This is a genomic window from Bradyrhizobium sp. ma5, assembly GCF_042258955.1.
In the GTDB taxonomy this organism is placed as follows: domain Bacteria; phylum Pseudomonadota; class Alphaproteobacteria; order Rhizobiales; family Xanthobacteraceae; genus Bradyrhizobium.
On the sequence record NZ_CP170156.1, the window covers coordinates 6,439,400 to 6,453,591 of the forward strand.

The following is a 14,192-nucleotide window of genomic DNA, read 5'->3' on the forward strand; positions in this document are numbered from 1 at the left end:
GTTCAACCCAACTCTATTCTCTGGCATGCCACAGGCAAGCAGATTTAGAACGCCTCTAGCAGCGTCGGGTTGCCGCGCAGGCCGTTGTTAATGTTTGCCTATCGATCGATCTGAATTCCAAATCACGCGAGCGTCCAGCTCGCGCGATCGCGACCGCATCTCGCGGCCTCAGAGCAGGTCGGCGTAGCCGAGAAAGCCGACCGTATCGCCCGGCTCGACCCGCACGATGGACTCGCCGAGCTCGATCAGCCCATCCGTCTCGACCAGCGACGACAACAGGCCGGCCCCTTCGCGGGGAAACTTGGTGGCTTCCAGCGCGCCGTCCGCCGCCCACCGCAGCGAGGCGCGGACATATTCGCGGCGGCCGCTCTTCTTGTTGTAGCCGAAGGCGGCCCGGACCGGCATCGGCAGCAAGGCAGACGGCTTAGCTCCTGACAGCGCCAGCACGGTCGGCCGCACCACATGGACGAAGGTGACGAAGCTCGCCACCGGGTTGCCAGGCAGACCGATCAGCGGCGTGCCGTCGATGATTCCCATCGCCACCGGACGGCCAGGCTTGATCGCCATCCGCCAGAGCACCAGCGAGCCGGCCTGTTCGATGCCGGCCTTGACGTGGTCCTCTTCGCCGGTCGAGACGCCGCCGGTGGTGAGGATCAGGTCGTATCGTTGCGCGGCCTGCTTGAGCGCAGCGGCGAGCCCGGCGCGTTCGTCGCGCAGGATGCCGAGATCGCCGACCTCGCAACCGAGCCGCCGCAACATCGCGATCAGCATGAAGCGGTTGGAATCGAACAATTGAGCTTCAGCGCGCGGGCTCCCCGGCGCAGCCAGCTCGTCGCCGGTCGAGAACACCCCGACACGCAGGCGCCGCGCCACGTCGAGCGTGGTGAGCCCGAACGCCGCGGCGACCGCGATGTCCTGCGGCCGCAGGCGCCGACCCGCCGCCAGTGCGACATGGCCGCGCGCAATGTCCTCACCGGCCGGACGCACATTGGCGCCGGCCTTCAGGCCGGACGGCAGGACCACGTTGCCCGCATCGTCGATCCGCACGTCTTCCTGCATGAACACGGTGTCGGTGCCGTCGGGCATCGGCGCGCCGGTGAAGATCCGCACCGCCTGGCCGGGCTGCGCGGGCGCCGCCGGCGCCCCCGCCTGCACGCGGCCGGCGACGGGAAACGCGCGCTCGCCGCTCGCCGGCAGGTCCGTGCCAGACAGCGCGTAGCCGTCGACGGCGGAATTCATGAAAGGCGGCAGCGGCAGCGGCGCAGCGACGTCCTGGCTGAGGATGCGTCCATCGGCGTCCACCAGGGCAACAGCCTCCGTCTCGCCGACCGGCTTGACGCGCGAGGCGATGATCGCGACGGCCTCGTCGACCGACATCATCGGTCCGCCGAACGCGAAGCAGTCGTCGGAAAGCTGCGCCATGATGTCCTCAGTCCTCGGCCATCGACAAGATTTGTTCGACCCACATCGCGAACTGCGGCGTTGTCCTCAAAGCCGGACCGTTCCTGACGAGTCCATGGCAGTTCCCGCAAGCCGGCGGAAAGTGGCCAGTCCGTCTCCGATCGTGCTTATATCCCCAGCTCCGTTGCCATGTGAACCCATTGGGACGCCGACCTGTGACCGAGAAGACCACCGCTCCCCTTATTGTTCCTGACCCGGACGACCCGCGGCTGACGGAGCGCGTCACAGGCGTCGATCAGACCGGTGCGCCGACCGAGATCAGGGTACCGGTCGAGCGGCCGCTGACGCTGTACCTCAACGCGCAGGAGATCGTCACGATGATGACGATCAACGACTATCCCGAATACCTCGCGCTCGGCTACCTCCTGAACCAGAACATGCTCAAATACGACGACGTCGTCACCGAGGTCGAATATGACGACGATCTCCAGGTGGTGGTGGTCCGCACCGCGCACCACACCAATTTCGAGGCGAAGCTGAAGAAGCGCACCCAGACCTCGGGCTGCGCCCAGGGCACGGCGTTCGGCGACCTGCTCGAAGCCGTCGAGAAGGTCGCGCTGCCGAAGGCCGAGCTGCGGACCTCGTGGCTCTACCGCATGACGCACACCATCAACACCATGCCGTCGCTCTATCTGGAAGCCGGCGCCATTCACGGCTGCGTGCTGTGCAAGGAGAGCACGCCGGTCTGCTACACCGAGGATGTCGGCCGGCACAACGCCGTCGACAAGATCGCGGGCTGGATCTATCGCCACAATGTCGATCCGGCCGACAAAATCCTCTACACCACCGGACGGCTCACCTCGGAGATGGTGATCAAGACGGTGCGGATGGGCATCCCGATCCTGGTCTCCCGCTCCGGCTTCACCGCATGGGGCGTCGATCTGGCGCGGCAGGTCGGACTGACCTTGGTCGGCCGCGCCCGCGGCAAGCGCTTCATCGCGCTGTCGGGTGAGGCGCGGATCGTCTACGACCAGAACCTCGACTATGTCGAAGAGGAATCGATGCGTCACAAGCGCAAGGGCGAGGCCGACAATGACTGATATCCCGGGCGTGCTGCTGGCCGGCGGCCTCGCGCGGCGGATGGGCGGCGGCGACAAGCCGATGCGCAAGATCGCGGGCCGCACCATTCTGCAGCGGGTGATCGACCGTCTCGCCCCGCAATGCGGCGGGCTGATCATCAACGCCAATGGCGACCCCGCGCGCTTCGCCGCCTTCGGCCTTCCGGTCGTCGCCGACGATGTCGCCGATTATCCGGGCCCCCTCGCCGGCATCCTGGCCGCGCTGGACTGGACTGCGGCCAACCGGCCGGATGCGAAATGGGTGCTGAGCGCGGCGGGCGACTGCCCGTTTCTGCCGCGCGATCTTGTCGCACGCCTGGAGCAGGCGCGCGCGGCCGAGAATGCCGAGCTCGCGGTCGCCTCATCCGGCGGGCAGGTGCACCCGGTGATCGGTCTCTGGAGCGTGCGCTTGCGCGGTGAATTGCGCCACGCGCTGGTCGAGGAGGACGTGCGCAGGATCGATCGCTGGACCGCGCGCTATCCGCTCGCAACGGTCGAATGGCCGACCGAGCCGCTGGATCCGTTCTTCAACGCCAACACCGTCGAAGACATCGCGGAAGCCGATCGTCTCGCCGCGCTTGACGGCGGCTAATATCCAGCACCGCCCGGTTCAGCTGGGCCACCGCGTGTTGCGGATCCGACTGCAGGCGTTCGGCCGGTGAAACGCGGGGTCGCGCTCCGCGATAAAATCGAAATTGACCGTGCCGAACGTGGTCTGGGGCTTCTTCAGGGCCGAGCAGGTCTGGACCTCGATGAACTCGTTCTTGAAATCACCGCGCGGAAACGCGGCAATCACGCTGTCGCGCTGCTCGGCCGTGTAGTCGTCGTATCCGATGCCGACAGCATCGACCAGAACGCCCGCATTGGTGAGCGCGATTTCCGGTCGCATGTATTGCGGGATGCCGGGCGTGGTGTGCAGCGCAATCGCTTCCCACACCAGATCGGCTTTCGGCTCTGGGATGCCGTGGCTTCTGAGAAATGCGCGCGCCGCATCGGCGCCGTCGACTTCAAACCGCTTGGTCTCGGTGTGGAAGTGATCGACAAGGCCGAGGTCATGAAACAGCGCGGCGACATAAAGCAGTTCAGGGTCGAACGTCAGATTCTGCCTGACGCCCTTGAGCGCGCCGAACACGAACACGCGAACCGAGTGATTGAACAGCATCTCGGTTTCGTATTGCCGCACCAACTCGGCGGCCTCCCGCGCGATCGTGCTGTCGGGTATTCGAATGCCGGAAATCGTGTTCGTCATCGTCGCGCTCCTGTCCCCCCTGTCGCGTTGCCGGATGCGTGCCAACGGCGTCGCTGATCATGCGTGCCGGCACTGCGCTGCAGTGCATCGTTGTCCAATACGTAACCCGCGAAGGAGCGACCGGAAGGGCCCTGCGGCATGAAGATTTTGCAGGGAGATAATGAGGCTGATGCAACGCCGAAGGCGCGATCGGCGATCAGCCGATCACGCGCGCTTTTGCGTTCAATCCAGGCGACGGCTGGCTAAGGCTCCGCCGGCTGTAGGGGATCGAAGCGCTAGCCGACCCGCCCGACCCGATCCGTTTCGACGGCGCGCAGATAGTCCAGCATCAGGCGGCCGGTCCCGGAAAGCCGCGCGGCATCGCGGACCACGATCTTCAGCTCGCGCCGCCCCCAATCGTCACGCAGCGGGATGGCAAGAAGGCCCATGCCGGCGCCGACCACCGCGAAGGCGCGATCCGGAATCAGGCCGAGGCCCATATTGGCCTGCACCATGCGGCAGACCGCATCGAAACCGGGCACGTTGATGCGCAGCCGCATCGTCTTACCGGCCTGCGTCGCCGCGTATTGCGAACGCAGATAGATCGAGCTCGCGGTGTGCAGGCCGATATGGTCGAAATCGAGCGTCTCGGTGAACAGCAATTTCTCGCGACCGGCCAGCGGATGGTCCCCCCGCATCACCACCACCAGATTGTCGTAGCGATAATGGAAGGCCTCGAGCGCGCGGCTGTCGGCCTCGGCCGAGCAGATGCCGATCTCGGCCGCGCCCTCCTCGATGCCGCGGACCACCTGCCCGCTCGGCCGCTCCTGCAGATCGACGCGAAGCAGCTCGTGCGCCGCGAAGAAGGCGGAGAGGTCCTCGGGCAAATACTGCACGATCGCCGAGAGGTTGGCGAGCATGCGGACATGGCCGCGCACGCCTTGCGAATATTCCGACAGCTCGACCGCGATCTTCTCGACGTTGAGCAGCGTGACCCGGGCGTGATGCAGCAGCGCCTCGCCGGCCGGCGTCAACGCCATGCCCTTGGCGAGCCGCTTGAACAGCGTGACGCCGAACGCCAGCTCGAAATCGTTCATCCGTTTCGACACCGCGGAGGCGGCGATCCCCTCGCGCAGCGCGGCGCGGGTGAGGTTCTGCTCGTCGCAGACCGCGACGAACAGGCGAAGCGTGGTGAGGTCGACGCGGCGGGTCAGCGCGGTCTCCGCCGGCGTGGCGGCGCGCGGGATGTCGACGTCGATGGAGGCAAGCGGCATGGGCGGCGTCCCCGGGAAAGAACGCAGGGTAGCGCCGGGGCCGGCGCGGAAGATTCCAAAGCAGTGCGGGATAGAACGGATTGTTGGGATAAGATTCCAACAATGGTCAAGTGAGGCGGATTTTATCCCAAGCCGATCACCCATAGCCGTCATTGCGAGGAGCGGAGCGACGAAGCAATCCATGCATCGGCAAGCCGTGAGATGGATTGCTTCGTTGCGTTCGCAATGACGGGAAAGCTCTGTTCCCCGTCACCTCCGCGCAAAGGCTTCGCCTTTGTCGCTTGAGGTGCGAGCGAAGCGAGCCTCGAAGGGCGACGGCGCGGGTCCTTCCGCGAAGGGATCGCGACGTGCTGAAGCAGTAGGGGCCGATTCATCCTTCGAGGCTCGCAAGAGCTCGCACCTCAGGATGACGGGTTTGAATGCGTGCGCCTCAAAACAAAAACGCGGCACCAAAGCGCCGCGTTTCAACTTGTCGATCCTGCTCGCGTCGATCAGCCCACGACCTTGGCGGCCGGGACGTCGCGCTGGCGCTTCATCACGATCTTGTTCAGCGCGCCGAGATAGGCTTTTGCGGACGCGACCAGCGTGTCCGGATCGGCGGCACGCGCGGTCATCGAACGGCCCTCGTGAGCGAGGCGCACCGAGACTTCGGCCTGCGCATCGGTGCCTTCGGTTACCGCGTGGACCTGGTAGAGCTCCAGCTTGGCCTCGTGCGGCACCAGGCGCTTGATGCAGTTGAAGACGGCATCGACCGGTCCGTTACCCTCGGCTTCCTCGATCTTGATCTGGCCGTCGACGTCGAGCTTCATGGTCGCGCGCTGCGGGCCATGGGTGCCGGCGATCACGGTCAACGAAGCCAGCTTGATGCGGTCGTGCGCGGCCGCCATCTCCTGATCGACCAGCGCCTCGATGTCCTCGTCGTAGATATCCTTCTTGCGGTCGGCGAGCGCCTTCATCCGCGTAAAGGCATCCTCCAGCTGGTTGGCGCCGAGCTTGTAGCCCATCTCCTCCAGCTTGTGGATGAAGGCGTGGCGGCCGGAATGCTTGCCGAGCACCAGCGAGGACTGCTTCAGGCCGACCATCTCGGGCCGCATGATCTCATAGGTCGAGGCGTCCTTCAGCACGCCGTCCTGATGGATGCCGCTTTCATGGGCGAACGCGTTGCGGCCGACGATCGCCTTGTTGTACTGCACCGGGAACGAGGTGGCCGCGGACACCACCTTCGAGGCGCGGGTCAGCTGCGTGGTGTCGATCTTGTTCCAGTACGGAAACTTGTCGTTCCGCACATTGATCGCCATCACGATCTCTTCCAGCGCGGCATTGCCGGCGCGCTCGCCGATGCCGTTGACGGTGCACTCGACCTGCCGCGCGCCGCCGACGATGCCGGCCAGCGAGTTCGCGACCGCCATGCCGAGGTCGTTGTGGCAATGCACCGAGAAGATCGCCTTGTCGGAGTTCGGCACGCGTTCGATCAGCGTGCGCATGAAGTGGGTGTATTCTTCCGGCACCGTGTAGCCGACGGTGTCTGGGATGTTCACCGTGGTGGCGCCGGCCTTGATCACGGCCTCGACGATCCGGCACAGATAGTCCATCTCGCTGCGGGTGCCGTCCTCGGCCGACCATTCAACGTCGTCGATCTGGTTGCGGGCGCGGGCGACCATCGCGACCGAGGTCTCGATGACTTCCTCGGGGGTCTTGTTCAACTTCACGCGCATGTGCAGCGGCGAGGTCGCGATCACGGTGTGGACGCGGCCGCGGCGGGCGAACTTGACGGCTTCGGCGCAGCGGTCGATGTCGGCCGGATGGGCGCGGGAGAGCCCCGCGATAACCGCGTTCTTGGAGCGGCGGGCGATCTCGCTGACCGCCTGGAAGTCGCCTTCCGAGGTGATCGGGAAGCCGGCCTCGATGACGTCGACGCCCATATCGTCCAGCAACTCGGCGACCTCGAGCTTCTCCTCGAAGGTCATGGTGGCGCCGGGGCACTGCTCGCCGTCGCGCAGGGTGGTGTCGAAAATGATGACGCGGTCCTTATCGGACTTATCAGCGGTGGCCATGTCAGAAATTCCTTTAAGCTTGGCGCCCGTCATGTTGCTGCTTGAGCAATTGCTTGGGCGATTGTCGGGGTCCGGTGATCTCGTACAAACCCCTGAGTGCCCAGGCGCAAATGCCCAGCCGGCCCTCAGGGGCAGGTAAGAAGCAGGCCGCCAATAAGCAGGGTGGGCCGTGCGGCCGGGAACGTGGCGGTAGCCTGGGCCACCTCCCCCGAAATCCCATCGATTTGGCCGCGAATCAGCATTGCCAGACCCTGTTGAGCGCCGAAATCCTCGGGCAAAACCGTTGACGGTTGGTTGCCGGGAGCGCTTGGACGCCGTCGTTCTAGACGATTATGGCAAGCCGCCGCAATGGGTAAAGATGGTCAGGGGCGTTGACCTATCGTGCCGCATGGCTCGGCCCTGTCCCCTCACCTCCGCCCGCGCGAGGACGCGCGCAGGCTCGACGGCGAGCGGCCGTAGAGACCGGAGAAGGCGGCGTTGAAACGGCGGACGCTGCCGAAGCCGGCACGAAAGGCGATCTCGGTCATCGCCTCATCTGTGGTGTCGATCAACCGCTTGGCGCGCTGCACGCGGCGGGTGGTCGCGACCTGCTGCGGGCTGGCGCCGACGTGGCGCTCGAACAGCCGCCCGAGGTGGCGCGAGGTGATGCCGAGCCGATCGGCCAACGCGGCAACCGAGCCGCGCTTGAGCGCGCCGCCGTCGATCAGCTTCAGCGCACGCGCAACCGTGGAGCGGGTGCCGTTCCATGCCGGACAGAACGGTGCGGTTTCGGGACGGCAGCGCAGGCACGGCCGATAGCCCGCCGCCTCGGCCGCGGCAGCTGTCGGGTAGTAGCTGACGTTGCGCGGCAGCGGGTGCTTCACCGGACAGACCGGGCGGCAATAGATCCGGGTGGTCTTCACCGCGGTGAAGAAGCGGCCGTCATAGCGCGCGTCGCGCCGCAGCCGCGCAGCGTTGCAGACCTCGAAGCTGAGCATGATCGGACACTAGCGCATCGCGCGATCAGGGAAAGTGGCCTGCGGTGATGAGGTCCGATTCCGGCCAGCGTGAACCGCAGCACTGACCTAGATCGAGCCGATCGATCACCCCCTGGAGACATCGCAATGACGAGCCCAACCAACAAGGAAATCGTGCTCAACGCCTGGCAGACGTTCAGGACCCGCGACGCCGACCTGATTGCCACCGTGTTCGCACCGGATGCCGAATGGATTGCGCCGGCGCGCAACGCCACCGCGGTCGCGCTCGATCACACCGATCACATGATCGGCGCGGATGCGATCGCCCGCTTCATCGCAACCGAGATGCACCGCCTGTTCTCCGAGGTCGACATCGCGTTCCGCGCCGTTCATGCCGACGGCGACTGCGTGATCGTCGAGGAGCGCATGCGCGCGACGCTGCCGGGCGGCCGGCCCTACGACAATGACTATTGCTTCGTGTTCGCGGTCGAGGCGGGCCGCATCAAGCAGGTGCGGGAATACATGGATACGCGCAAGGGCTGGCAGATGGTGTTTGGAGAAGAAGCGGCCTGAGGACGGCCGTTGCCGACGGGTGAGGGAGCCTACCGAAAGGGCTCCCTCCCCTTTCGTTCCTGACATGGACAATCGGCGCCGGGGTAGTAAGCGGGGCGCGACCCGCTCGCAGCGAAACCTTTCCTACACCATGACTCCCTGCGTGGCAGCGGCGCCAACCGCAACACGTACGCGGCCGGGCAAATCAATCTTTGCTCAACTGGTTGCATCTAGTGTGCCGGCGGCGACCGGGTATTGGGGCGCGTCCTTTGGTTGGTTAAGGAGATATCAGGATCATGCCCACGACGAACCTGGCCGATGGGCCCAATCAGCGCCAAGCCGGCTTCAATCTCTTCCTGGTCGGATTCCTGATCCTGTTCCTCGAACTCGCCTGCATCCGCTGGTTCTCGGCCAAGGTCGTGTTCCTGCAATTCTTCACCAACATCGTGCTGCTCGCGGCCTTCCTCGGCATGTCCTGCGGCTGCCTTGCTGCGCGGCGGACCACCAACTGGCTTGCGCTGTTTCCGGGGCTCGCCCTCGTGACCTTCGCCGCCGTGGCCACGATCATGATGCTGTATTCCAACTGGGGCCAGTTCGCGGTCGACGTCGGCCATCAGGCGTCGCCGCAGGAAGTGTTCTTCGGCACCGAGTATCGCAACCCGGATCTCGCCAAGTTCGTCGTGCCGATCGAGGCGATCGCCGGGTTGTTCTTCGTGCTGATCGCGCTGATGTTCGTCGGCCTCGGCCAGACGCTCGGCCGCGCCTTCGACGCCTACCCCAACCGCGTCGCCGGCTATTCGCTGAATATCGGCGGCAGCCTCGCGGGCATCGTCGGGTTCTCGCTGCTGTCGTTCGCACAGGCGCCGCCGGTGGTCTGGTTCGGGATCAGCTGCGCCGGCATCGTCTATTTGCTCTACCAGGACAAGGCGCTGTCACTGCTGCGCCTCGTGACGATCATCGTCGTGGTGGGATTTACCGCCTACTACACCGATCGCTCCGACAGCCACGACATCCGCTGGTCGCCCTACTACGCCGTCGACCTCAACAAATCGAACGGCGTGATCACCGTCAACAGCATCGGCCATCAGGAAATGATGCCGTTCAGCGAACGCGGCTCGTCCTATTCGTTGATCCATCTGCTGCAGCAGCACAGCGGCGGCGCGCCGTTCAAGGACGTCATGATCATCGGCGCCGGCTCCGGCAACGACCTCGCCCACGCCTTGCGCTTCGGCGTGGAGCGCATCGATGCGGTCGAGATCGATCCCGTGATCCAGAACATCGGCATCCACAACCATCCCGACAAGCCCTATCAGGATCCGAGGGTGGTGCCGCATCTCGACGACGGCCGGCATTTCCTTCGCACCACCGAACGCAAATACGATCTGGTGGTGTATGCGCTCGTCGACTCGCTGATCCTGCACAGCGGCTACGCCAACATCCGCCTCGAAAGCTATCTGTTCACCGAACAGGCGTTCCAGGACGTCCGCCGCGTGCTGAAGCAGGACGGCGTCTTCGTGATGTACAACTACTATCGGCAGGGCTGGATCGTGCAGCGCGTCGCCGAGATGGCGAAGCAGGTGTTCGGCTGCGATCCGCTGGTGCTGCCGCTGCCCTACAAGGAAACGCTGACCTCGTCCGAAGCGGTCGGCTTCACCACCATCATCGCGGGCTGCAATCCGCGCATCTCCACCGCGTTCCGCGACCGCGGCCAGTTCTGGCTGAACAGCATTCCGCCGGAGAATCTGGCGGTCGACGGCTTCGAGAAGCCACAGGACAAGGCAACCGCCCAGCACGGCGACTGGGTGCCGCTGGCGCCGGCGAAACTGGTGGTCGACAATGAAGGCGCCAAGCAATCGACCAGCGACGACTGGCCGTTCCTTTATGTCAGCGGCAGGCTGATCCCCGACCTGACCGTTCGCTCGATGATCCTGCTCGGCGTGCTCGGGCTTGGCCTGGTCTATCTGTTCAAGCCGAAGGGCGCCTGGCGGCCCAACAACCGGATGTTCTTCCTCGGCGCGGCGTTCATGCTGCTCGAGACCAAGGCAGTCGTGCAGATGGCGCTGTTGTTCGGCAGCACCTGGCTGGTCAACTCGGCGGTGTTCTTCACCGCGCTATTGTTGATCCTCGCCGCCAATCTGTATGTGATCAAGGTGCCGTCCACCCGGCTGGCGCGGCACTATGCCGGGCTGCTGGCGCTGCTGGCGGTCTCGGTGCTGGTGCCGCTGGACACGTTCCTCAGCGGCGGCATCGTCTGGCGCTACGTGATCCCGTGCGCGCTGGCGCTCGGCCCGATGTTCTTCGCCGGCGTGATCTTCGCCCGCTCGTTCCGCGACGAAGCCAATCCCGATCAGGCGTTCGGATCCAACATCGCGGGATCGGTCATCGGCGGCCTCGCCGAGTCGTGCTCGACCCTGCTCGGCTTCCGCTATCTCCTGATCGTCGCGATCGGTTTTTATCTGCTGTCCGCCTGGATGCCTTCGCGCAAGGGCTAGCGACTGGTGTGCTTGATGCCGCACGGGGGCGAGGGACCTGCCTAGGGTTCCCTCCCCCGTCGCAGGGGCGCATTGCCAAAATATCGAAAACAACCCCATGCACAGTAGCCGACGGCTGCCGGCGTTCGACATGGCAGCTTGACACGTCGGGCAAATCAGCGGCATTTTTCTATTATTCCGAAGTCGTGCAGGCCCCGCGAGCGAGAGAAACACGGCGCTACTTTTTCACCGCCTCCTTCTTCGCGGGAACCTTGTTTTCCACCGCGCCCTTGCCTTCGGCTTCCAGCGCCGCGCGGACGCGCTTGAATTCGCTCAGCTCGGCCTTGTCGACCTCGGGAAATTTCAGCTCGAGCCGGTCGAGCGCATTGACGATGGTCGAGCCGATCACGACGCGAGCGAACCATTTGTGGTCGGCGGGCACGATGTGCCAGGGCGCGTCCCCGGTCGCGGTGTGATGGATCATGTCCTGATAGGCCGCCTGGTACTTGGCCCACAGCGCGCGCTCGGTGACGTCGGCCATCGAGAACTTCCAGTTCTTGGCCGGCTCCTCGAGCCGGTCGAGGAAACGCCGGCGCTGCTCCTCCTTGGAGACATGCAGGAAGAATTTCAGGATCATGGTGCCGTTGCGCGACAGATAGCGCTCGATCGCGGAGATGTCCTCGAAGCGCTCGCGCCAGATGTCCTTGGTCACCAGCTTCTTCGGGAGCTTCTGCTTGCCGAGCACCTCGGGATGCACCCGCACCACCAGGCACTCCTCGTAGTAGGAGCGGTTGAAGATGCCGATGTGGCCGCGCTCCGGCAGCGCGGTCATGGCGCGCCACATGAAGTCGTGGTCGAGTTCCTTGGTCGAGGGCTGCTTGAACGAGGAGACCTCGCAGCCCTGCGGGTTGACGCCCTCGAACACGCTCTTGATCGCACTGTCCTTGCCGGCGGCGTCCATGCCCTGGAAGATCAGGAGCAGCGACCAGCGGTCCTGGGCGTAGAGCTTCTCCTGGAAGTCGTTGAGCCGCTTGCGGTTGGCCTCGATGATCTTGCCGCCGGCGTCCTTGTCGATGCCGCCCTTCTCGGCGGTCGGATACGACTTCAGGCGAAATTCGCCTGCGCCGTCGAAGCGGAACGGTGCGACAAAGGGTTTCAGTTCATCGGCGAGCGATGGGGACGGTTTGCTGCTCATGGCCTCTCGACGGCTTGCGTGGCGATTTGATCCGGTCGATCACGCTACCAAGAATGCCCTTGGGCAGGAAGATGATGAACAGCACCAGCAGCACGCCATAGACCAGATTGTCCCAGCCGACCGCCTTGGTGCCGAACGAGATGCGCAGCACCTCGGCCAGCACGATGGTGATGATGGCGCCGACCGTCGGTCCCAGCGCGACATAGACGCCGCCGACGATCGCGGCGAACACCATCTGCAAGGAGACCGCGATACCGCTCACGGTGTCCGGCGAGATGAACATCTGGTACTGGCAGTAGAGCGCACCGGCGAGCGCGGTCATCAGCGCACTGATCAGCGTGACCTTGAGCTTCTCGGCGGTGACGTTGACGCCGGCGGCTGCCGCCGCATCCTCATCCTCCGAGATCGCCTCCATGGCATGGCGGATCATGCTGCGGTCGATCGCGCGCCAGATCACGAGGCCTGCGACCCAGACCGCGAGCGCGATCAGATACCAGGTGATCTTGTCGTCGAATTGCAGCGCGAACAGCCCCTTGCCGCTCGGCGCGCGCTGCGGCGTATAGCCGAGCGAGCCGCCGGTATAGTCGCGGGTCGCGGTGATGACCTGCAGCACGATGCCCGACAGCGCCAGGGTCACCAGCACGAAATAGTGCCCGGTAATGCGGAAGCGGAAGCAGGGATAGGCGACGATCAGCGCGAGCACGCCCGCGGTCGCCATGCTCAGGGGGATGCCGATCCAGGGCGAGACGCCGAGGTGATTCCACAGCAGCGCCGTGACATAGGCGCCGATGCCCATGAAGCCGCCATGGCCGAGCGAGACCAGGCCGAAGCGGCCCATGATCGACCACGACGTATAGGCGAACGACCAGATCAGGATCAGCACCAGCACGTGCAGGTGATAGGGATCACGATGCACGAAAGGCAGCGCGACGAGTGCGAGCAGCGCGATGATCCAGAAGGCCGCCTGCCTGTTCACGAGCGCCTCGCGAGCAGGCCCGCGGGCCGGATGAACATCATGACGATGAAGAAGGCGAAGGCCAGCACGTAGCCCCATTCAAGATCGGAGAACAGGCCGCCGAGCGAGATGATCTCGGCGAACACGAAGGCCGCAATGAAGCCGCCGATGAAATTGCCGAGACCGCCGAGCACACAGATCAGGAAGGTGATCGGTCCGAACGACAACCCGACGAACGGATGCACGTCATATTGGAGCACCAAGAGGCACGCCGCGAGCCCGGCGAGCCCGCCGCCGATCGCCGAGGTGACGAGATAGATGCGCCTGGGGTCGACGCCCATCAGCGGCATGATCTGGCGGTCCTGCGCGATGGCGCGGATCGCGGTGCCGGTGAAGGTGCGGGTCAGGAACAGATAGACGCCGACCATGCCGACCAGCGCCGCGCCGAACGACAATAGTCGCGCGTAGCTGAAATTCATCTCGCCGAGCGCCAGCACCGGCAGGCGGATGCCGAGATTGCGGAAGTCGATGCCGAAGGCGACGGTGGCAAAGCTCTGCAGGATGAACAGCACGCCGCCGGTGGCGAGCAGCTGGTTGATCGGCGGCGCCGTCAACAGCGGCGCGATGACCAGGAAATGCAGCGCGGCGCCAAGCAGCGCCACCAGCAGGATGACGAGCGGCGCGGCGGCCCAGTACGGCAGATGAAAGACCTGCACGAGGTAGTACATGCCGTACATGCCGATCATCACGAGCTCGGCATAGCAGATCCAGGTGACGTCGATGACGCCGAAGATCAGGTTGAGCCCGAGCGCCAGCAGCGCCAGCACGCCGCCGAGCAGGATGCCGTTGATGACGGCCTCCAGCAGGTAGATGTCGAAGATGTCGAGGAAGGATTGCATGGCGGTTCTGCCTTAGACCGAGGCGTCGTCAGCTAGGTGAACCAGCAGACCCGTCATCCTGAGGTGCGAGCGGAGCGAGCCTCGAAGGA

Annotated in this window: 12 protein-coding genes; 4 read left to right on the forward strand and 8 right to left on the reverse strand. The window is 64.9% G+C overall.

The features are described 5' to 3' along the window. Nucleotides 1–168: 168 nt before the first annotated feature. The gene (gene glp / locus ACE103_RS30365) at nucleotides 169–1,422 is read right to left on the reverse strand and encodes a gephyrin-like molybdotransferase Glp (RefSeq protein WP_375776048.1); all 1,254 of its coding nucleotides are present in this window, start codon (nucleotides 1,420–1,422) and stop codon (nucleotides 169–171) included. 194 nt (nucleotides 1,423–1,616) lie between these two features. Between glp and ACE103_RS30370 the strand changes: the two genes are divergently transcribed. Both ACE103_RS30370 and mobA read left to right on the forward strand, forming a co-directional pair. After that, nucleotides 1,617–2,501, forward strand: a complete 885-nt coding sequence (locus ACE103_RS30370) for a formate dehydrogenase accessory sulfurtransferase FdhD (protein WP_375776049.1) — start codon at nucleotides 1,617–1,619, stop codon at nucleotides 2,499–2,501. After that, entirely contained in the window at nucleotides 2,494–3,111 is a 618-nt protein-coding gene (gene mobA, locus ACE103_RS30375; protein ID WP_375776050.1) for a molybdenum cofactor guanylyltransferase MobA, read from the forward strand. Before ACE103_RS30370 ends, mobA begins: the two co-directional genes overlap by 8 nt. Nucleotides 3,112–3,129: 18 nt before the next feature. Here the strand turns inward: mobA and ACE103_RS30380 are convergent, their stop codons facing one another. From ACE103_RS30380 to ACE103_RS30395, 4 genes are all read right to left on the reverse strand, one after another. Further along, nucleotides 3,130–3,768 (reverse strand): HD domain-containing protein, encoded by a 639-nt coding sequence (locus ACE103_RS30380; protein WP_375776051.1) that lies wholly within the window; start codon nucleotides 3,766–3,768, stop codon nucleotides 3,130–3,132. A gap of 275 nt (nucleotides 3,769–4,043) precedes the next feature. Next, a complete protein-coding gene (locus ACE103_RS30385) occupies nucleotides 4,044–5,021 on the reverse strand; it encodes a LysR family transcriptional regulator (protein WP_375776052.1) in 978 nt (325 codons plus the stop codon). Nucleotides 5,022–5,512: 491 nt separating this feature from the next. Continuing rightward, nucleotides 5,513–7,075: a 2-isopropylmalate synthase gene (locus ACE103_RS30390; protein WP_223975611.1), complete on the reverse strand. Its 1,563-nt coding sequence runs from the start codon at nucleotides 7,073–7,075 to the stop codon at nucleotides 5,513–5,515. Between the two features lie 407 nt (nucleotides 7,076–7,482). Continuing rightward, nucleotides 7,483–8,052 carry a bifunctional transcriptional activator/DNA repair enzyme AdaA gene (locus ACE103_RS30395; protein WP_375776053.1) on the reverse strand — a complete coding sequence of 190 codons (570 nt, stop codon included), beginning with the start codon at nucleotides 8,050–8,052 and terminating at the stop codon, nucleotides 7,483–7,485. Between the two features lie 126 nt (nucleotides 8,053–8,178). On the opposite strand from ACE103_RS30395, the gene ACE103_RS30400 reads away from it, so the two are divergent. After that, nucleotides 8,179–8,604: a nuclear transport factor 2 family protein gene (locus tag ACE103_RS30400; RefSeq protein ID WP_375776054.1), complete on the forward strand. Its 426-nt coding sequence runs from the start codon at nucleotides 8,179–8,181 to the stop codon at nucleotides 8,602–8,604. A 275-nt stretch (nucleotides 8,605–8,879) separates the two neighbouring features. Beyond that, nucleotides 8,880–11,075 (forward strand): spermidine synthase, encoded by a 2,196-nt coding sequence (locus ACE103_RS30405; protein ID WP_375776055.1) that lies wholly within the window; start codon nucleotides 8,880–8,882, stop codon nucleotides 11,073–11,075. 217 nt (nucleotides 11,076–11,292) lie between these two features. Here ACE103_RS30405 and ACE103_RS30410 read toward each other — a convergent pair whose 3' ends face one another. From ACE103_RS30410 to ACE103_RS30420, 3 genes are read right to left on the reverse strand one after another with little or no spacing between them, the layout of a single operon-like run. After that, nucleotides 11,293–12,249, reverse strand: a complete 957-nt coding sequence (locus tag ACE103_RS30410) for a polyphosphate kinase 2 family protein (protein WP_375776056.1) — start codon at nucleotides 12,247–12,249, stop codon at nucleotides 11,293–11,295. Further along, entirely contained in the window at nucleotides 12,215–13,225 is a 1,011-nt protein-coding gene (locus ACE103_RS30415; protein WP_375776057.1) for a branched-chain amino acid ABC transporter permease, read from the reverse strand. Before ACE103_RS30415 ends, ACE103_RS30410 begins: the two co-directional genes overlap by 35 nt. Then, nucleotides 13,222–14,103, reverse strand: a complete 882-nt coding sequence (locus tag ACE103_RS30420) for a branched-chain amino acid ABC transporter permease (RefSeq protein WP_375776058.1) — start codon at nucleotides 14,101–14,103, stop codon at nucleotides 13,222–13,224. Before ACE103_RS30420 ends, ACE103_RS30415 begins: the two co-directional genes overlap by 4 nt. Between the last annotated feature and the right edge of the window lie 89 nt (nucleotides 14,104–14,192).

Excerpts from the sequence above, each read along its gene's own strand:
- glp (WP_375776048.1), bottom strand. The coding sequence starts at position 1,422 with ATGGCGCAGCTTTCCGACGACTGCTTCGCGTTCGGCGGACCGATGATG.
- mobA (WP_375776050.1), top strand. The coding sequence starts at position 2,494 with ATGACTGATATCCCGGGCGTGCTGCTGGCCGGCGGCCTCGCGCGGCGG.
- ACE103_RS30380 (WP_375776051.1), bottom strand. The coding sequence starts at position 3,768 with ATGACGAACACGATTTCCGGCATTCGAATACCCGACAGCACGATCGCG.
- ACE103_RS30385 (WP_375776052.1), bottom strand. The coding sequence starts at position 5,021 with ATGCCGCTTGCCTCCATCGACGTCGACATCCCGCGCGCCGCCACGCCG.
- ACE103_RS30390 (WP_223975611.1), bottom strand. The coding sequence starts at position 7,075 with ATGGCCACCGCTGATAAGTCCGATAAGGACCGCGTCATCATTTTCGAC.
- ACE103_RS30395 (WP_375776053.1), bottom strand. The coding sequence starts at position 8,052 with ATGCTCAGCTTCGAGGTCTGCAACGCTGCGCGGCTGCGGCGCGACGCG.
- ACE103_RS30400 (WP_375776054.1), top strand. The coding sequence starts at position 8,179 with ATGACGAGCCCAACCAACAAGGAAATCGTGCTCAACGCCTGGCAGACG.
- ACE103_RS30405 (WP_375776055.1), top strand. The coding sequence starts at position 8,880 with ATGCCCACGACGAACCTGGCCGATGGGCCCAATCAGCGCCAAGCCGGC.
- ACE103_RS30410 (WP_375776056.1), bottom strand. The coding sequence starts at position 12,249 with ATGAGCAGCAAACCGTCCCCATCGCTCGCCGATGAACTGAAACCCTTT.
- ACE103_RS30420 (WP_375776058.1), bottom strand. The coding sequence starts at position 14,103 with ATGCAATCCTTCCTCGACATCTTCGACATCTACCTGCTGGAGGCCGTC.